Raw genomic sequence first — 18,671 nt, 5'->3', positions numbered from 1 at the left:
ATCGCAGTTCACAAGAGGCAGCAATGAGCCAGAGCGGCACCCCCGTCAAGCCATCCCGATCCGAATTCCTGCAGGTGCGCGGCCTGCGCTACCACGTACGCCACTGGGGCAATCCCGATGCGCCGCTGCTGTTCATGCTGCACGGCTGGATGGACGTATCGGCCTCGTTCCAGTTCATGGTCGACGCGATGCAGGGCGACTGGCACGTGGTCGCGCCCGACTGGCGCGGCTTCGGGCTGACCGAGCGCACGCATTCGGACTCCTACTGGTTCCCGGATTACCTGGCCGACCTTGAGGCCGTCATCGAGCATTACGCCGGCGACGCCGCCATCGACCTGGTCGGCCACAGCATGGGCGGCAACGTCGCCACGCTGTACGCCGGCGTGCGCCCGCAGCGCATCCGGCGCCTGGTCAACCTGGAAGGGCTGGGCCTGCCTTCGGCCAAGCCGGAGCAGGCGCCCGGGCGTTTCGCGCAGTGGATGGACGAGGTGAAGAATCGGCCGCTCATGCGCGGCTACGACACGCTGGACGAGGTCGCCGCGCGGCTGCAGAAGAACAACGCCCGCCTGTCCGACGAGCGCGCCGCCTTCCTGTCGCAGCACTGGGCGGCAAAGGATGAGGCCGGCCTGTGGCAGATCCTGGGCGACCCGGCGCACAAGCAGGTCAGCCCCATCCTCTATCGCGTCGACGAGATGACCGCCTGCTGGAGCCGCATCACAGCGCCCGTGCTGTGGATCGAGGCGAAGGACAGCGACATCTGGCGTTTCTTCGGCCAGCACGCGCTGATGCGCGAGGAAATCGACCGCCGCATCGCCTTCATCCCCAAGGCGCAGGTGGAGTTCATCGGCGACGCCGGTCACATGCTGCATCACGACCAGCCGGAGCGGCTGGCGCAGATGATCGAATCCTTCCTGGCGCAGCCGGCCTGAGTTCGCCGGCCGCGTGTTGCAAGGGCGCCCGCGCGGCAACGGCGGGCCCCGATGCGCGGTAGAATGGGAACGTTTGCAACCGTCATGCAGCCCGAGATCGGCGGCAGCCACAAGCGACCGGCCCGAGTCACCGCGCACTACCTCTATGTCCCAGCTCAAGTTCGACCTGCACTGCCATTCCAACGTCTCCGACGGCCTGCTGCCGCCGGAACAGGTGGCCGCGCGCGCACACGCCAACGGCGTGAACGTGTGGGCGCTGACCGATCACGACGAGGTGGGCGGAGTGGCGCGCGCGCGCAAGGCGGCCCAGGCGCTGGGCATGAAGCATGTCGGCGGCGTCGAGATCTCGGTGACCTGGTGCAACCAGACCGTGCACATCGTCGGCCTGCGCGTGGATGAAACCGACCGCAACCTGGTCGACGGCCTGGCCGCCACCCGCAACGGCCGCGAACGCCGCGCGCGCGAGATTTCCGGCGAGCTGGAGAAGGTCGGCATCTGCGGCGCCTACGAGGGCGCGTTGAAGCACGTGGGCAATCCCGACCTGATCTCGCGCACCCACTTCGCGCGCCACATGGTCGAGTGCGGCCACTGCGGCGACACCAAGGAAGTCTTCGCCAACTACCTCACCGAAGGCAAGCCGGGCTACGTGCCGCATCGCTGGGCCACGCTGGCCGAGTCGGTGCAATGGATACGCGGCGCCGGCGGCGTGGCGGTAATCGCCCACCCGGGGCGCTACAAGTACACCCAGACCCAGTTCGGCGCCTTGTTCGACGAGTTCAAGCAACTGGGCGGCGCCGCCATCGAGGTCAACACCGGCAGCCATACGCCCGAGCAGTACGAGGAGTACGCGCAGGTGGCGCGCAGCTACGGTTTCCTGGCCTCGATGGGGTCGGATTTTCACGGTCCCGGCGAGTCGCGCGTGGACCTGGGCGCCTTGCCGCCGCTGCCGGCGGGCGTCAAGCCGGTGTGGCACGACTGGGATCTCTGACGCGGCGTCGTCGATGCGCGGCGCGGCCGCCCAAGCAAGCTCACCCTTGATTTTTCTCCCGGCATTCCTATCTAATAACCACTTTCCCGATAGGAGTTTTCCCAATGAAACGCATCTTGCTGTTTATCGCCACCAACATTGCCGTGCTGGTCGTGATGAGCGTCATCTTGTCGCTGTTGGGCGTCGACCGCTTCCTCACCCGCTCCGGCCTGAATCTGCCGATGCTGCTGGTGTTTTCGCTGGTGGTCGGCTTCACCGGATCGATCATCTCCTTGCTGATGAGCAAGACCATGGCCAAATGGTCGACCGGCGCGCGCGTGATCGAAACGCCGGTCAACGGCACCGAAGCCTGGCTGGTGCAGACCGTCGGCAAGCTGGCCCAGCGCGCCGGCATCGGCATGCCTGAAGTGGCGGTCTACGAGGGCGAGCCGAACGCCTTCGCCACCGGCGCATTCAAGGACTCCGCGCTGGTGGCGGTGTCCACCGGGCTGCTGCAGGGCATGACGCAGGACGAAGTCGAGGCCGTGCTGGGCCACGAGGTGGCGCACATCGCCAACGGCGACATGGTCACCATGACGCTGATCCAGGGCGTGGTGAACACCTTCGTCGTGTTCCTCTCGCGCGTGGTCGGCTTCTTCGTCGACTCGGCGCTGCGCCGTAACAACGACCAGGGCCCGGGCATCGGCTATACCGTGACCGTGCTGGTGTGCCAGATCGTGTTCGGCATCGGCGCCTCCATCATCGTGGCCTGGTTCTCGCGCCAGCGCGAGTTCCGCGCCGACGCCGGCGCCGCGCGCCTGCTCGGCACGCCGCAGCCGATGATCAATGCGCTGGCGCGCCTGGGCGGCTTCTCGCCGGAAGGCCTGCCGCAGAACATGGCGGCCCTGGGAATCAGCGACAAGCCGGGCATCATGGAGCTGTTCTCCACCCACCCGCCGCTGGAGCAGCGCATCGCCGCGCTGCGCGGCCAAAGGTAAAATAGCGGTACAGACAGGAAACGGCGGTGGCGACACCGCCGTTTTGCATTTTCGAACCTGAGTTGAAAACGATGTCATGAGCCAGTTTTTTGAAATCCATCCCGACAATCCGCAGCTGCGCCTGATCAAGCAGGCTGCGCAGATCATCCACAAGGGCGGCCTGGTGGCCTTGCCGACCGACTCCTGCTACGCGCTGGTCTGCCAGCTGGACAACAAGGACGCGGTCGAGCGCGTGCGCCGCATCCGCGGCGTGGACGACAAGCACCACCTGACGCTGCTGTGCCGCGACCTGTCCGAGATCGCCCAGTACGCCCGCGTCGACAACCGCCAGTACCGGTTGCTCAAGGCTGCCACGCCGGGGGCCTATACCTTCATCCTGGAAGCCACCAAGGAAGTGCCGCGCCGCCTGTCGCACCCGTCGCGCAAGACCATCGGCCTGCGCGTGCCGGAGAACCGCATCGCCCATATGCTGCTGGAGGAGCTGGGCCAGCCGCTTCTGGGCACCACGCTGATGCTGCCCGACGACGAGCTGCCGCTGACCAACGCCGACGACATCCGCGCCCAGCTGGAAAAGCAGATCGAGCTGGTGATCGACAGCGGCGCCTGCAGCCTGGAGCCGACCACCGTGATCGACCTGACCGACGACGACCAGCCGGTGCTGGTGCGCCAGGGCCGGGGAGACGCCGGCCTGTTCGGGCTGCAGGCGGCATGAGCGGGGAGCGGCGCCGGTCATGCCGGCGCCGGCATGTTTTACCGAAGTTTTTTGAATTCACCGGGGCTAAAGTTGCCCCTCTGATAAAATCCCGCCCATGAACGATCTCATCCAGACTGTCGCGGTGTATGCGCTTCCCGTCCTGTTCGCCATCACACTGCACGAGGCAGCGCACGCCTATGCGGCGAAATTCTTCGGGGACAATACCGCTTATTCGATGGGGCGCATGAGCCTGAATCCGATCAAGCACATCGACCCCTTCGGCACCATCCTGATCCCCATCCTGCTGTACTTCGCCACCAGCGGCGCCTTCCTGTTCGGCTACGCCAAGCCGGTGCCGATCAACTACGGACACCTGCGCAAGCCCAAGCGCGACATGGCCTGGGTGGCCCTGGCCGGGCCCGGCGCCAACTTCTTCATGGCGCTGCTGTGGACGCTGGTGATTTACGCCCTGGTCATCGGCGGCGTGCAGGAAGAGTTCTTCATGCTCATGGCCAAGGCCGGCGTGCTGACCAACCTGGTGATGTTCGCCTTCAACCTGTTCCCGATTCCCCCGCTGGACGGCGGGCGCATCCTCACCAGCTTGTTGCCGCACAAATATGCGTATAAATTTGCGCAGATCGAACCGTATGGCTTTTTCATCGTGATGGCGCTGGTGCTGCTCAAGGTGATCTATACCTGGTGGATGGCGCCGGTGATGTATGCCGCCAGCCTGCTGCTGCAGCTGATTCTTTCCCCGATCACGTTCCTGCTCCGCTGAACCGCCAGAATAATTACAGCCAACCGCCATGTATCCTGACCGCGTCGTCTCCGGCATGCGCCCCACGGGCGCATTGCACCTGGGCCATTACCACGGGGCCCTGAAGAACTGGGTGAAACTGCAGTCCGAATTGCCCTGCCTGTTCTTCGTGGCCGACTGGCACGCGCTGACCACGCATTATGACGATCCTTCCGTCATCGAGACCAGCACCTGGGAAATGGTGATCGACTGGCTCGCCGCCGGCGTCGATCCGTCCCAGTCCACCCTGTTCATCCAGTCGCGCGTGCCCGAGCACGCCGAGCTGCACCTGCTGCTGTCCATGGCCACGCCGCTGGGCTGGCTGGAGCGGGTGCCGACCTACAAGGACCAGCAGGAAAAGCTGTCCGACCGCGACCTGGCGACCTACGGCTTTCTCGGCTATCCGCTGCTGCAGGCGGCCGACGTGCTGATCTACCGCGCCAGCCAGGTGCCGGTGGGCGAGGACCAGGTGCCGCACATCGAGATCATGCGCGAGATCGCGCGCCGCTTTAACCACCTGTACGGCAAGGAAAAGGGCTTCGAGGAAAAGGCCCTGGCCGCCGCCAAGAAGCTGGGCAGCAAGCGCGCCAAGCTGTATCTGGAGCTGCGCAACCAGTTCCAGGAGAAGGGCGACGAAGAGGCGCTGGAGCAGGCCAAGGCCATGCTGGACGATGCCCAGAACCTGTCGATGATCGACCGTGAACGCCTGTTCGGCTACCTGGAAGGCAGCCGCAAGCTGATCCTGACCGAGCCGCAGGCCATGCTGACGGAGGCGTCGCGCCTGCCCGGGCTGGACGGCGCCAAGATGTCCAAGAGCTACGGCAACGCCATCGCGCTGCGCGAAGACAAGGACGCGGTCACCAAGAAGGTCAAGACCATGCCGACCGACCCGCAGCGCGTTCGCCGCAGCGACGCCGGCGACCCGGACAAATGCCCGGTCTGGCAATTCCACCAGGTGTATTCGCCGCCCGAGGTCAGGGAATGGGCCGCCAAGGGCTGCCGCTCGGCCGGCATCGGTTGCCTGGAGTGCAAGCAGCCGGTGATCGATGCCATCTTGCAAGAACAGCAACCGATGCTGGAGCGCGCCCAGCCCTATCTGGACGACCCTTCGCTGGTGCGCGCGATCGTCGCCGACGGCTGCGACAAGGCGCGCAAGCTGGCGCAGGACACCATGCGCGACGTGCGCGAGGCGATGGGACTGGGCTATTGAGTTTTATTGAAAAAGGGCAACGTGGGCGACGATGTCCACATGCCGGAATGTCCGGTCCGGGCCCAGTTTTTTTACTTCCGCTTTCATCTGTATGAGCGGCAAATTGACCGATTGGGGCGTCTATCCGCTACAATCGGTTTTTTTATTTTCACCTACTCCCAAAGTACGCACATCATGATCAAGGGTAGCATTGTTGCAATCGTCACTCCCATGCATCCGGACGGCAGCCTCGACTTCGACGGCCTGCGCAAACTGATCGACTGGCACATCGCCGAGGGAACGGACAGCATCGTCATCGTCGGCACCACCGGCGAGTCGCCCACCGTCTCGATGGAAGAACACTGCGAACTGATCAAGGTCGCGGTGGAGCATACGGCCAAACGCATCCCGATCATCGCCGGCACCGGCGGCAACTCGACCTCGGAAGCCATCGAGCTGACCGAGTTCGCCAAGAAGATCGGCGCCGACGCGTCGCTGCAGGTCGTGCCCTACTACAACCGTCCTACCCAGGAAGGCATGTACCTGCACTTCAAGAAGATCGCCGAGTCGGTCGACCTGCCGGTGATCCTGTACAACGTGCCGGGCCGTACCGTTGCCGACATGAGCAACGAGACCATCCTGCGCCTGGCGCAGGTCAAGGGCATCGTCGGCGTCAAGGACGCCACCGGCAACATCGGCCGCGGCACCGACCTGATCCGCCTGGCGCCGAAGGACTTCGCCGTCTATTCCGGCGACGACGCCACCGCCATCGCGCTGATGCTGTACGGCGGCGCCGGCAACATCTCGGTCACCGCCAACGTTGCCCCGCGCGACATGCACGAGCTGTGCGTGGCCGCCATGGCCGGCAATATCGCGCGCGCCGTCGAACTGAACAACAAGCTGCTGCCGTTGCATAACAAGCTGTTCGTCGAACCCAATCCGGTGCCCCTGAAGTGGGCCATGCAGGAGATGGGTCTGATCGCGACGGGCATGCGCCTGCCGCTGGCGCCGCTGGGGGCGGCGTTCCACGATACCGTGCGCGCGGCTTTGCGCGAGTCGGGTGTATTAAAATAATGGACTTGGCCGTTTCCGGACCCCTGTCTCCTGAAATTCGATCCCGCTTTCAATAGTAACGATATGACTAATAGCAAGAACGTTCGTCCTGCAGTTCGCTCCGCGTACACCATCACCCAACGCAGCATCGTCGTCGCACTGGCTCTCGCGGGACTCGCAGGATGCTCGTCCATCGGCAGCATGCTCGAAGGCGACCGTATCGATTACAAGAGCGCAGAGAAGGCCCGCGGCCCGCGTCTGGAAGTGCCGCCCGATCTGACCCAACTGCAGCGCGACAACCGCTACGCCATCCCTGAAGCCAACAAGGGCGTGGCGACCGCGTCCGGCTACAACCTGGAGCAGCAGACCAAGCCGACCACCGACGTCGCTTCGGTTGCGCCCACCGCCAACGGCAAGGACATCCGCGTCGAACGCGACGGCACCCAGCGCTGGCTGGTGGTCAACCAGACGCCGGAAGCCCTGTGGTCGCAGATCAAGGACTTCTGGCAGGACAGCGGCTTCCTGATCAACGTCGAGTCGCCCGACACCGGCGTGATGGAAACCGACTGGGCCGAGAACCGCGCCAAGATTCCGCAGGACTTCATCCGCAACACGCTGGGCAAGGTGTTCGATTCGCTGTACTCCACCGGCGAGCGCGACAAGTTCCGCACCCGCCTGGAGCGCGGCCCCAACGGCACCACCGAGATCTTCATCAGCCATCGCGGCGCCGAAGAAGTGCTGACCGGCTCGGCCAAGGAAACCTCGGTGTGGACCGCGCGTCCGACCGACCCGGGCCTGGAAGCCGAATTCCTGGCGCGCCTGATGGTGCGCCTGGGCGCCGAAGAGACCAAGGCCAAGGCCGCAGTGGCCAATGCGCCGAGCCTGCAGGCCCGCTCCAAGCTGTTGAAGAGCGCCGCCGGCTCCAGCGTGCAGGTTGACGAAAGCTTCGACCGCGCATGGCGCCGTGTGGGCCTGGCGCTGGACCGCGTCGGCTTCACCGTGGAAGACCGCGACCGCAGCCAGGGCGTCTACTTCGTGCGCTACGTCGACCAGAACCAGGACGCCAAGGACAAGACCGACAAGCCGGGCTTCTTCTCCCGCATCTTCTCCAGCTCCAAGGACAAGGAAAAGTCGGCCGCCAAGTACCGCATCGTGGTCAAGGGCACCGGCAGCGACGGCAGCAACATCGTGGTCCAGAACGGCGAAGGCAAGCCTGAGGTTTCCGATGTCGCCGACAAGATCCTCGGCCTGCTGAACGAACAGCTGAAGTAATGCAAGACCGGGGCCGCAAATGAAGTTCGCGAGCCTCGGTAGCGGCAGCGAAGGCAACGCGCTGCTGATCTCGGCCGCAGCCGGCTCGCATCGTCCCAATTCGGGAACGACCGTGATGCTGGACTGCGGCTTTGCTTTGCGCGAGACGGAAAAACGCCTGCTGCGCCTGGGCGTGGATCCCTCCGACGTCTCCGCCATCGTCGTCACCCACGAACATTCCGACCACGTCAGCGGCGTCTTCAAGTTCGCCCGGCGCTACCGCATTCCCGTCTGGCTCAGCTACGGCACATGGGAAGCGGTATCGGCGCATGCCGCCGACACCGATGTGCGTTACTGCGCCGACGGCCAGAAGATCGCCATCGGCGACCTCGAACTCACGCCCTACACCGTGCCGCACGACGCGCGCGAACCGGTGCAATACGTCGCCGGTGACGGCGACCGCCGCCTGGGCGTGCTGACCGACGCCGGCCAGTCGACCTCCCATCTGGTGCAGGCGCTGGGCGCCTGCGACGCGCTCCTGCTGGAGTGCAACCACGATCGCGCCATGCTGGAAAACTCTGCCTATCCCGCGTTTCTCAAGCGGCGCATCGGCGGCGCCTATGGCCACCTGGCCAACGAAACCAGCGCCGAGATCCTGCAGCTGCTCGACAAGAGCAAACTGAAGCAGGTGGTCGGCGCCCACCTGAGCCGGCAGAACAATACCCCGGAACTCGCGCGCGCCGCGCTGGAGAGCGTGCTCGGCACGAGCTTCGGTGGGATCGGCATCGCGTGCCAGGACGAGGGCTTCGGCTGGCTGGACGTGTAAAGAAAAGGCGAGCAGGTCAGCGCTTTGTCAGCATGCGCTTCATCTCTTGCGCCGCGGGCAGAAACAATTTGTTGCCATTCCCTGCGGCTTGACTGCGCTTGATCACTGACTGTGCCGGGATCTGCGCTCTCGTAGCGGACGATTCCGATTCACCGGCTTTGCCCGGTTTCCCTCGTTTTCATTTTTGCATCCGTTGCCACGCAATGCCGCGTAACGGGCTCGCGCGCGCCAAAACGCTTCTGAGGCCTTGTCAGCGCTTTGTCAGTGCCTGGATGTCCTGCGGTCGCTATCAACGCGCTATGGCGTGATCTGACGCGTTTTGGAGCGTGGGGCAGGGGAGCGCATCGCGGATTGCGTTGGCCGCTGATGCAAGAAAGGAAAAAGGAAGGGAAAAGGAAAGGAAAAATACAGGCGAAAAAAAACCGACCCAGAGGGCCGGTTTTTCTGAAAATAATCTGAAGATTATTTTGCCGGAGCAGCGTCAGCCGGCTTTGCATCAGCAGCAGGAGCGGCCGGAGCAGCGTCAGCCGGCTTTGCGTCAGCAGCAGGAGCGGCCGGAGCAGCGTCAGCAGGCTTTGCGTCAGCAGCAGGAGCAGCAGCCGGTGCAGCGGCAGGAGCTTCAGCGGCAGGAGCCGGTGCAGGTGCCGGAGCTTCTTCCTTCTTGCCGCAAGCAGCCAGGGCAACAGCCAGCAGGGAGGCGATCAACAGAGTCTTTTTCATGAATATTCCTTCAATATTTAAAATTGTGCGATGAATAATTACCGGTAATTATCGCTCTACAGGAGGCTTTCGATGCCCTGGCAAACCTTGCGGTTTCGCTTCGGCTTTTGCTTCTTTTTGCTGCCGAAACAGACCAAACACAACGAAAACTTTCCAGCCCGTTATTATAGCTATTTTTTGCCGAAATCACACCGGAATCGTTCTTTTTCGTAAGAATTTGTAAGTTCTTACATTTATACCCATGTCCCCGGAAGGCCTTTATCCACGCCGTTTTCCGGCGATTGTCGAACGATCAACTTAAGCGGATTTGGAAGATTTCGAATCAATTCAAGAAAATTCTAGCCAGCCGCTTTCATGCCATTGATGCAGCGCTTCGAGCAGGTCTTCCGAGGCGTTTTCGAACTCCGATTTTTCCAGCTTGCGGCGATCTGCGAGTGCGGCGAGGATGGCCTTGTCTGCGCGTCGCACTTCGAACGACTCGCCGTTGATGAAGACGTGGGAGCCGCGATAGAGCATCTGCGTCTTGCGATGCAGGGACAGGCCGCGCTTCTTGGCGCCCTGGAAAAAGCGAGCAAAGGACAGCTCCTCGGCCGGCGGCTCGAAGAATACGCTGGCCTTGGGTTCGGACAGGTGCTGGCCGAGGAAGATGGTGATGTCGTCGTCGGTGAAGCGGATCTTGTTGAGCTCGTCGCGGATGCGCGCGACCATGTCGGCCGGCAGCTCCGCGGGCTTGGCGCTGGGCTTCAGGTCGGGATCGGCATAGCGGCCGGGCAGGTCGATGCTGTCCATCATGAAGTCGAGGAAGGACTCGCCGAGTTCCTGGAAGGCCGGCGCGCGAAAACCGATCGAGTAAGTCATGCATTCGCCCACGGCCACGCCGTCATGCGCATAGTGCGGCGGCAGGTACAGCATGTCGCCCGGCTCCAGCACGAACTCTTGCTCGGACTGGAAGTTGCTCAGGATCTTCAGCGGTACGCCTTCTTCCAGCGACAGGTCTTCCTGCGCGCTGATGCGCCAGCGGCGCTGCCCGTGCGCCTGCAGCAGGAACACGTCGTAAGAGTCGAAATGCGGACCGACGCCGCCGCCGTCGCTGGCGTAGCTGATCATCAGGTCGTCCAGGCGCGCATCGGGAATGAAGCGGAACTGGCGCAGCAGGGCGTCGGCTTCGGGGTGATGCAGGTTCACGCCCTGCACCAGCAGCGTCCATGCCTTCTGCTTCAGGGCCGGCAATTTCGCGACCGGGCCGTGCTGCATGTCCCAGCCGCCTGCGCGATGGGTGATCAGGCGCGATTCGACATCGTCGCGGCGCGCCAGGTCGAACAGTTCTTGGCGCGGCAGCGGCGCCTGGAAGCCGGGAATGGCCTGGCGGATCAGCAGCGGTTTCTTGTGCCAGTAGTCACGCAGGAATTGGGCGGGCGTGAGGCCGCCGAGGAGAGCGAGTTTTTTCATGCCCGCCATTATAGGCGCGCCGCTGCGCTTGAAGCTGCGCAAAGGCGGCGAAGTTTGATGCAGGTATAATCGCGCTTTCAGTTTGCTGAAGAAAAAGAGTCCTTGCCGCGCGGGAATGGCAAGGGGGAATGCTCTTGAGCCCCACACCCGGCTGCCTCGGCAGCATATACCGATAGCAAAGGACCCCATACGATGAAGATCGCAAAAAACACCGTAGTCTCCGTGAACTACAAATTGTCGGATGCGCAGAACAACCTGATCGAGCAAAGCAGCGAGCCGATGGTTTATCTGCACGGCGGCTACCAGAACACCCTGCCCAAGATCGAAGAAGCGCTGGACGGCAAGGAAGCCGGCTACCAGACCACCATCCAGGTCGAGCCGGAAGACGCCTTCGGCGAATACGACTCCGAGCTGGTCAAGATCGAGCCGGTCTCGCGCCTGCCGCAGCCCATCGAAGTGGGCATGCAGTTCGAAGGCTCGCCTGACGACGAAAGCCACGACACCGTCATCTTCACCGTCACCGAAGTCGCCGACGGCAAGGCTGTCCTCGACGGCAACCATCCGCTGGCCGGCATCGCGCTGCGCTTCGAGCTGTCGGTGGCCGAAGTGCGCGAAGCCTCGGAAGAAGAGATCTCGCACGGCCACGTGCACGGCCCGCACGGCCACCATCATCATCACCACGATGAAGATGAGGGCGAGGACGGCGACCACTTCCGCAGCCAGCCGCTGAACTGATCCTGCCGCATCCGCCGCAAAAGAAAACGCCCGCAATCGCGGGCGTTTTTGTTTCTGCTGCCAGGATCAGGCGCGGGTTTCAGCGCCGCTCGCCGTCGGCATCGGCCACCGCGAACAGCTGCGGCAGGTGATCGTCCACCACCACCTTCAGCCAGCGTTCGCCCGCGCCCACGCTGCCGAGGTTGCCGGTCCACAGGATGCGCGGCGGCGCCTTGCTCTTCGCGGTCTCGCCGTGCACCACCAGCACCCGGCCCTGGAACCTGGCGGCCAGGTCGGAGAACGCGCGGCGCGTCTCGGAGAAGCCGTCGCGCTGGGTGCGGAAGAAGGAGCGCTTGGGCGGCGGGCCGAAGGGATTGCCGTCGCTGAAGAAGACGATGGCCGAGACCTTCTTCAGCGCGCCGTAGGCGAACAGGTGCTGCAGCCAGTTGCGGTTGGCGATCAGGCGGTCTTCGAACTCGCTGTTGCGCCCGCCGTCGAGCAGGAAGTGGTTGTTGCCGGCCGGCAGGTTGACGGTGGCGAACAGCACGTTGCCGACTTCCCAGCGGGTGTTCTCGGCATAGCTGCGGAACTTGGGCGTGAGCGACTGGCGCAGCAGCGGCAGGCGGCTCGCGCCCATGGAGAATTCGCCGGAATGGAACAGCTCGCGCATGCGCGCCAGCCGCTCGATGGCGTCGGAGCGCTGCTCGCGGTCGCGGCAGGTGATCCAGTCGGCCGCCGCCATGGACATGAAGACGCCGTTCTGCGCCTGCGAGAGGATCTCGTGACGCTGGCTGTAAAGCGCGTCGTCGCACGGCTCGGAGGCTGACTTCACGCCGTTGACCACGACGAAGGCCAGGTTGTCGGCATCGGTTTCGGCGATGGCCTTGCGCAGCACCTCCTCGCCGTTGCCGCCGGCGAAGGCGTGGCTGATCATGCCGAACGCGAAATCCTGCGGCGCCGCCGACGCCGGCAGCGCCGTCAGGCAGGCGGCGCAGGCTAGCAGGGCGGTCAGCAGGATACGTCTCATCGTGTGGCTGCCTCGTCGGGAATGGTCATGGCGGCGCGCGGTTGCCGGGGTGCCCGGTTTTCAGCCGCGGCCCAGCTGCTTCAGCTGGTACAGCGCCTCCAGCGCCTGGCGCGGGGTCAGCGCGTCCGGGTCGAGCTGGTCCAGGGATTGCAGCAGAGCTTGCGCGCGCGGATCCGGTTCGACCACGATCTGCGGCGCTTGTTCAGGCGCGGCGTCGATTTCTTCGCGCGCCGCCGAAGCCTGCGGCGCATCCTCGGGCTCGACGTACTGCACCGAGCTGAACAGGTCGAACTGCGGCGTCGGCTGCATCGACTGGCTCTCCAGCGACGACAGGTGCTTGCGCGCGGCGCGGATCACCGGCGCCGGCACGCCGGCCAGCTGCGCCACCTGCAGGCCGTAACTCTGCGAGGCCGGGCCGCTTTGCACGGCATGCAGGAAGACGATGCTGTCCTTGTGCTCGACCGCCGACAGGTGCACGTTGGCCGCGCTCGGGTGGACTTCCGGCAACTGGGTCAGCTCGAAATAGTGCGTGGCGAACAGCGTGAAGCTGCGGGTGACGTCGATCAGGTGCTTGGCGATCGCCCACGCCAACGCCAGGCCGTCGAAGGTCGAGGTGCCGCGGCCGACCTCGTCCATCAGCACCAGCGACTGTTCGCTGGCGTTGTTCAGGATGGCGGCGGATTCGGTCATCTCCACCATGAAGGTGGAGCGGCCGCCGGCCAGGTCGTCGGCCGCGCCGATGCGCGTGAAGATGCGGTCGATCGGGCCGATGGCGGCGCTTGCGGCCGGCACGAAGCTGCCCACGTAGGCCAAGAGCGTGATCAGCGCCACCTGGCGCATGAAGGTCGATTTACCGCCCATGTTGGGGCCGGTGATCAGCAGCAGCTTGCGTTCGGCGGCCAGCTGGCAGTCGTTGGCGATGAAGCGCTCGATCTGGTTCTCCACCACCGGGTGGCGGCCCTGTTCGATCTGGATGCTGGGCTCGGCCACCAGCTGCGGCGCGCACCAGTTGTTGCGCGCGGCGTGGTCGGCCAGCGCCACCAGCGTGTCGAGCTGGGCCAGCGCATGGGCGATGGCCTGCAGCGTGACGATGTGCGACGCCAGCGCGTTGAGCAGCTGCTCGTACAGGAATTTCTCGCGCGACAGCGAGCGCTCCTGCGCCGACAGCGCCTTATCCTCGAAGGCCTTGAGCTCGGGGATGATGTAGCGCTCGGCGTTCTTCAGCGTCTGGCGGCGGCGGTAGTCTTCCGGCACCTTGTCGCTCTGGCCGTTGGTGACTTCGATGTAGAAGCCGTGCACCTTGTTGTATTCGACGCGCAGGTTGGCGATGCCGGTGCGCGCGCGCTCGCGCGCCTCCAGGTCGAGCAGATACTGGCCGGCGTTCTCCGACAGGCCGCGCAGCTCGTCCAGCTCGGCGTCGTAGCCGCGCGCGATCACGCCGCCGTCGCGCACCATCGCGGCCGGCTCCAGCATGATGGCGCGTTCCAGCAGGTCCACGCATTCCACCGGCGTGGCCAGCGCTTCGTGCAGCTCGCCCAGCAGCGGCGCATCGGCGTCGCGGCCGCACATGGCGACGTAGGCGCGCAGCGAGCTCAGCTGCTGCAGGCCGGCGCGCAGGCCCGCCAGGTCGCGCGGGCGCGCCGACAGCAGCGCGATGCGGGTGGTGATGCGCTCGATGTCGGGCACTGCCGCCAGCGTGGCCGAAAGGCCCGAGCAGGCGTCGGTGCGCATCAGCGCGTTGATCGCGGCATGGCGCGCGCGCGCCACCTTCTGGTCGCGCAGCGCGTGATGCAGCCAGTGGCGCAAGAGGCGCGAACCCATCGCCGTGCGGCAATGGTCAAGCGTGGAGAACAGCGTCGGCGCCAGCGCGTTGGCGTCCTGGGCGCGGATGGTCTCGGTCAGCTCCAGGTTGCGGCGGGTGGAGGCGTCCAGGCCGATGAATTCGTTTTCCGATTCGACCGTCAGCGCGCGCACGTGCTGCAGGCCGCGGCCCTGGGTCGACTGCGCATAGCGCAGCAGCGCGCCGGCCGCGCCGATGGCCGCCGTCAGGCCTTGCGCGCCGAAGCCGTCCAGCGTGGCCACGGCCAGCTGTTCGAGCAGCGCCTTCTCGCTGCTGGGCTGGTCGAAGTGCCAGTCCGGCACGGTCACGGCGCGGCTGGGCAGCAGCGGATCACACTGCTCCAGCTGGCTGTCGGCGATCAGGATTTCGGCCGGCGAGATGCGTTCCAGCTCCTGCTTGAGGCGGGTTTCCAGCAGGTGGGCGTCGACCGTGAATTCCATCAGTTTCAGTGCGCCGCTGGCCATCGACAGCCACGACAGGCCCACCTGCACCTGCTTGCGCGCCCGGCCCGCGGCGATCTGCAGCGCCAGCAGGCAGCGTTCGGATTTTTCCGGCAGCAGGTCGGAGTCGGTCAGCGTGCCCGGGGTGACCACGCGCACCACCTTGCGCTCGACCGGACCCTTGCTGGTGGCCGGGTCGCCGATCTGCTCGCAGATCGCCACCGATTCGCCCAGCTTGATCAGGCGTCCCAGGTATTGCTCCACCGAATGGAAGGGGATGCCCGCCATCTTGATCGGGTTGCCGTTGGAGGAGCCGCGCTGGGTCAGCGTCACGCCCATCAGACGCGAGGCTTTCTCGGCATCGTCGAAGAACAGTTCGTAGAAGTCGCCCATGCGGTAGAACACCAGCGTGTGCGGGTAGTCTGCCTTGATGCGCAGGTATTGCTGCATCATGGGCGTGTGGGCTGCGAGATCTTTGGTCATCAGGCTGTCGTTGTCGTGATCCTGGCCTTGGGCCGGTGGTGCTTGTTCGGGATTGCTTTGCCGCGCGCGCTGTGGCGCCGAGATGCGCACGGGCCATGGCTGGCGGCAGGGTAGACCGGCTGCGCGCGGGGCGCGCCATAAATCAAAAATGCGGACCGGGGTCCGCATGCTTGAGGTGGGATTGTACGCGCAATGATTACGCCAAACCAGTGGGCTCACTGAGGGTGATCTTCCTTCCTTACCAAAGTTGTCGCTCTCCGACTTCTTTGCGCTCTAGCTCCAAAGTCTTAATCAACTGCTCCAGAGACTTTGTTAGGTTTGAATGATCTTTCGTGTACGCATATTCAAGAATGTTAATTTTGAGAGATTCACTTAAGACTTTCTTAATTTCTTTGTTGTAATTATTGCTCGCCGTGATGAAGTAGTGATTTTGTGCTGATGGATGACGATAGCAATAGTTTTCTAGCAGAGAGCGAATATCTGGATCATCCATTCCACAGCCGACAAATATGAAAGTATGTGTACGCAAGAGCGCATCTATTAGCTCATAAAATTGCCCATGTTGATTTCGAGCCTTGGCGTAGTCACTTCGAGTAAAAATGAGCTTGTTGGCAGAAGATACGGAGCCGTGGCTCTTGATTAAAACTGTTTCATTTCGGCGAAGCGCTTCAGCAATGTCATCTTCATAGTAATTTTTTACGGTAATCGCCCCGGCCCCTCGTTGCCCAGCAGCGGCTTCGTAGATGCCATCGAAATTCGGAGTGATCGCTATGCGCAAATCTAATTTGTACAGATGGCTATGTATTGTTGCAGGCTGAAAATCAGGCGAGTGAAACGCTTCCTTTACTAGCGCTTTGAAGCCATCTGGCTTCAATTCGGTTCTGATCACTTCGGCGGCAGTGAGATAGTCAGTTCGATCGATAAGGCTTTTGATATCCTTCCGTAACTTGCGCGAAATGTTTGGAATTTGATCAATCGCGTGCAAGAGAAATTCCCCCCACCCTGGAGGGCGAGTCTTTCCGTCTTTTCCGACAGAATTCATCGAAATTCCTGCGCCAAAAAATAGTACACATCGTCTGCGTGCAATTTCGCGGACAAGTTCGCGAGGCCAGATAATCATTTAATGTTATTTGCTAGGTTGTCCGCGATCTCTTTAATTACGGCCTCAAATTGCTTTACCTTATCGAAGTGTGCACCGACCACACCATCGCTGGATTTCAATCCGAAAATGGGCTTACTTGCTGCTTGGGCAAGAGGAACTAAACTATGAAAGTACGCAATTTCCCCGAGCTTGTATGCCTTAATTGGTTTTGCCCCTTTATTTAACGAGTCGATTAAGTGCTTTTTTATCGCAGGGCCGATTCTGCGAATAATCTTCTCGTAAGCATCAACAGGCTGCTTCTTTCCGCCAACGGTTTTTGCAGTGTATTGTTGCGTAACATAGCCAACGAACTTGATGCCATCGCGATTCGGTTTGCTTTGGTCGTCAAACACAAAATCTTCATGATTGTCTTCGAAGTAGGTCGTCAGGCCTCGATCTAGCCCTTTCTTCCAGGTAGAGATGGATACTTCAATATTCTGAAGACCTCTTAAACTAAAGATATCTGAAGACATCGGAAGAACGAAGTAATCGCATGACAAAAGGATTGTTCGATTGATTGCGCCAAGAGATGGACCCATATCAAAGAAAACATAGTCATATTTTTTTTCTTTCGCCCACTTGAGAAGAGCTTGAAACAGATATGTGGTCTTCAAGCCTCTTTCATCACCGGCGGTGGCATCTAACCAGTCTTTGGCTAAAAAATCTTCCGCAAGTGAAAACCTTGGATCGCCAGGAACAACATCGACTCCAAAGGTTGCGCTTTTTTTTACCGGGATATCCGAGTAACCCTTTGATTTTTTTAAAGACGTTATCAACTGATTGATCGTTTTACCGTCTCTGGTCGGGCTATATAGTTCTTCTAGTTCTTTTTCTTTGAACATATAGGCCGTCGCATTGCACTGGGGATCGGCGTCTACTACGAGCACTTTTTTTTGTTCTCGCATTGCATAGTACGCAGCAAGATTGCAAAGTAAGGTCGTTTTTCCGACCCCCCCTTTATTGTTAAATACGCAGAACGCGATCATTCGGATGAATTCCCTTTAGAGATCTTGCTTTGGACTAGAGTTTTATTGGCGTAACTATACCTGATCACAAAGTAATCACGATCTTGCCCGAATGGGCGCCTTGCTCCATGCGCGAGAAGCCTTCGGCGGCGCGTTCGAGCGGGAAGGTGGAGTCGATCAGCGGCTTGATCTGGTGCATGGCCATCATGCGCATCATCGCCTCGAGCGAGGCGCGCGAGCCGACCACCACGCCCTGCATGCGGATCATGGGGCCGATCAGCTGGCGGATGTTCAGCGGCGCCTCCATGCCGCCGACAAAGCCGATCACGCCGACGAAACCGTTGAAGCGCACCGCCGACAGCGACTGCGACAGGCTGCTGCCGGTGGTCTCCACCACGATGTCGACGCCGCGCCCGCCGGTGGCCTCGCGCACCGCGCCGGCCCATTCGGGCGTCTGCCTGTAGTTGATCACGGTGTCCACGCCCAGGTCGCGCATCAGCGCCGCCTTGGCGTCGCCGGAGGTCAGGCCGATCACGCGTGCGCCGGCGGCGCGGGCGAACTGCGCCGCGAACAGCGCGACGCCGCCGGTGCCTTGCACCAGCACACTCTGGCCCGGCTGCAGGCCGCCTTGCTGCAGGCAGGTCCAGGCGGTCAGCGCGGCGATCGGCAGGGTACTGGCCTGGGCGTCGGTGAGATAGGCCGGCGCGGCCACGGCGTCTTCGGCCGGCACCACCACGTAGTCCTGCAGCACGCCGGTCAGCGGCGCGCCCAGCGAACCGCCGGCGCGCTGCTCGGGCGTCAGCGCGCCGTCGCGCCAGCCCTGGATGTAGACCGGCACCACGCGGTCGCCGACCTTGAAGCGGGTGACGTCTTCGCCCACCGCCTCGACCACGCCGCAGGCGTCCGACGAGGGCACATAGGGCAGCTGCAGGTTGGGCATGTAGCTGCCGGAGAGGATGGCCAGGTCGCGGTAGTTCAGGCTGGCAGCCTTCACCCGCACCAGGATGTCGCCGCGTTTCGGTTGCGGCTTGGGGACATCGGCGATCTTCAGCGAGGCGATGGAAAAGGCGTCGGCTTGCAAGGCTCTCATGGTGCGGTCTCCGTGGCTGTCATAGGGTGCGGGCAGTCTAGCAAAATCGCCCGCGATCCGTCGGAGCATGAAAAAACAGGCGGCCACCGGAGTGGCCGC

Annotated in this window: 17 protein-coding genes; 10 read left to right on the top strand and 7 right to left on the bottom strand. The window is 62.8% G+C overall.

Annotated elements, in window-relative coordinates; translation table 11 throughout:
- The first annotated feature begins 23 nt into the window (after nucleotides 1-23).
- The 9 genes from CEJ42_RS04875 to CEJ42_RS04835 all read left to right on the top strand — a co-directional run bounded on the left by CEJ42_RS04875 (nucleotide 24) and on the right by CEJ42_RS04835 (nucleotide 8,703).
- Nucleotides 24-929 (top strand): alpha/beta fold hydrolase, encoded by a 906-nt coding sequence (locus tag CEJ42_RS04875; RefSeq protein ID WP_079215699.1) that lies wholly within the window; start codon nucleotides 24-26, stop codon nucleotides 927-929.
- 145 nt (nucleotides 930-1,074) lie between these two features.
- Nucleotides 1,075-1,917 (top strand): 3',5'-nucleoside bisphosphate phosphatase, encoded by an 843-nt coding sequence (locus tag CEJ42_RS04870; RefSeq protein WP_079215698.1) that lies wholly within the window; start codon nucleotides 1,075-1,077, stop codon nucleotides 1,915-1,917.
- A 104-nt stretch (nucleotides 1,918-2,021) separates the two neighbouring features.
- Nucleotides 2,022-2,894, top strand: a complete 873-nt coding sequence (gene htpX, locus CEJ42_RS04865) for a protease HtpX (RefSeq protein ID WP_079215697.1) — start codon at nucleotides 2,022-2,024, stop codon at nucleotides 2,892-2,894.
- Between the two features lie 76 nt (nucleotides 2,895-2,970).
- Nucleotides 2,971-3,606, top strand: coding sequence for an L-threonylcarbamoyladenylate synthase (locus tag CEJ42_RS04860; RefSeq protein ID WP_079215696.1), 636 nt, complete (start codon nucleotides 2,971-2,973; stop codon nucleotides 3,604-3,606).
- 97 nt (nucleotides 3,607-3,703) lie between these two features.
- Nucleotides 3,704-4,366 (top strand): site-2 protease family protein, encoded by a 663-nt coding sequence (locus tag CEJ42_RS04855; protein WP_079215695.1) that lies wholly within the window; start codon nucleotides 3,704-3,706, stop codon nucleotides 4,364-4,366.
- Between the two features lie 28 nt (nucleotides 4,367-4,394).
- Nucleotides 4,395-5,594 carry a tryptophan--tRNA ligase gene (locus CEJ42_RS04850; protein ID WP_079215694.1) on the top strand — a complete coding sequence of 400 codons (1,200 nt, stop codon included), beginning with the start codon at nucleotides 4,395-4,397 and terminating at the stop codon, nucleotides 5,592-5,594.
- A gap of 174 nt (nucleotides 5,595-5,768) precedes the next feature.
- Nucleotides 5,769-6,647: a 4-hydroxy-tetrahydrodipicolinate synthase gene (gene dapA, locus CEJ42_RS04845; RefSeq protein WP_079215693.1), complete on the top strand. Its 879-nt coding sequence runs from the start codon at nucleotides 5,769-5,771 to the stop codon at nucleotides 6,645-6,647.
- Between the two features lie 63 nt (nucleotides 6,648-6,710).
- Nucleotides 6,711-7,898, top strand: coding sequence for an outer membrane protein assembly factor BamC (gene bamC, locus CEJ42_RS04840; RefSeq protein ID WP_079215692.1), 1,188 nt, complete (start codon nucleotides 6,711-6,713; stop codon nucleotides 7,896-7,898).
- Nucleotides 7,899-7,917: 19 nt separating this feature from the next.
- Nucleotides 7,918-8,703 carry an MBL fold metallo-hydrolase gene (locus tag CEJ42_RS04835; protein ID WP_079215691.1) on the top strand — a complete coding sequence of 262 codons (786 nt, stop codon included), beginning with the start codon at nucleotides 7,918-7,920 and terminating at the stop codon, nucleotides 8,701-8,703.
- 462 nt (nucleotides 8,704-9,165) lie between these two features.
- Here the strand turns inward: CEJ42_RS04835 and CEJ42_RS25220 are convergent, their stop codons facing one another.
- Both CEJ42_RS25220 and CEJ42_RS04825 read right to left on the bottom strand, forming a co-directional pair.
- On the bottom strand, nucleotides 9,166-9,423 hold the full coding sequence (locus CEJ42_RS25220) for a hypothetical protein (RefSeq protein WP_079215690.1): 258 nt from the start codon (nucleotides 9,421-9,423) through the stop codon (nucleotides 9,166-9,168).
- Nucleotides 9,424-9,750: 327 nt separating this feature from the next.
- Entirely contained in the window at nucleotides 9,751-10,872 is a 1,122-nt protein-coding gene (locus tag CEJ42_RS04825) for a cupin domain-containing protein (RefSeq protein WP_088750236.1), read from the bottom strand.
- Nucleotides 10,873-11,064: 192 nt separating this feature from the next.
- Between CEJ42_RS04825 and CEJ42_RS04820 the strand changes: the two genes are divergently transcribed.
- Nucleotides 11,065-11,607, top strand: coding sequence for an FKBP-type peptidyl-prolyl cis-trans isomerase (locus tag CEJ42_RS04820; protein WP_079215689.1), 543 nt, complete (start codon nucleotides 11,065-11,067; stop codon nucleotides 11,605-11,607).
- Between the two features lie 79 nt (nucleotides 11,608-11,686).
- Here the strand turns inward: CEJ42_RS04820 and CEJ42_RS04815 are convergent, their stop codons facing one another.
- From CEJ42_RS04815 to CEJ42_RS04795, 5 genes are all read right to left on the bottom strand, one after another.
- On the bottom strand, nucleotides 11,687-12,613 hold the full coding sequence (locus CEJ42_RS04815) for a hypothetical protein (RefSeq protein ID WP_088750156.1): 927 nt from the start codon (nucleotides 12,611-12,613) through the stop codon (nucleotides 11,687-11,689).
- Nucleotides 12,614-12,673: 60 nt separating this feature from the next.
- A complete protein-coding gene (gene mutS / locus CEJ42_RS04810) occupies nucleotides 12,674-15,376 on the bottom strand; it encodes a DNA mismatch repair protein MutS (protein WP_088750235.1) in 2,703 nt (900 codons plus the stop codon).
- 238 nt (nucleotides 15,377-15,614) lie between these two features.
- On the bottom strand, nucleotides 15,615-16,496 hold the full coding sequence (locus tag CEJ42_RS04805) for an SIR2 family protein (protein ID WP_088750155.1): 882 nt from the start codon (nucleotides 16,494-16,496) through the stop codon (nucleotides 15,615-15,617).
- The gene (locus CEJ42_RS04800; protein ID WP_088750154.1) at nucleotides 16,493-17,503 is read right to left on the bottom strand and encodes a ParA family protein; all 1,011 of its coding nucleotides are present in this window, start codon (nucleotides 17,501-17,503) and stop codon (nucleotides 16,493-16,495) included. The genes CEJ42_RS04805 and CEJ42_RS04800 overlap by 4 nt, the downstream gene beginning before the upstream one ends.
- 64 nt (nucleotides 17,504-17,567) lie before the next feature.
- Complete coding sequence (locus CEJ42_RS04795) at nucleotides 17,568-18,572, bottom strand: zinc-dependent alcohol dehydrogenase family protein (protein ID WP_088750153.1); 1,005 nt, start codon at nucleotides 18,570-18,572, stop codon at nucleotides 17,568-17,570.
- Nucleotides 18,573-18,671 lie beyond the last annotated feature (99 nt).

The organism is Herbaspirillum robiniae, assembly GCF_002213415.1.
Lineage (GTDB): Bacteria > Pseudomonadota > Gammaproteobacteria > Burkholderiales > Burkholderiaceae_D > Herbaspirillum > Herbaspirillum robiniae.
The sequence above is the reverse complement of the archived record's forward strand: the minus strand, read 5'-3'. Positions and strand labels throughout refer to the sequence as shown.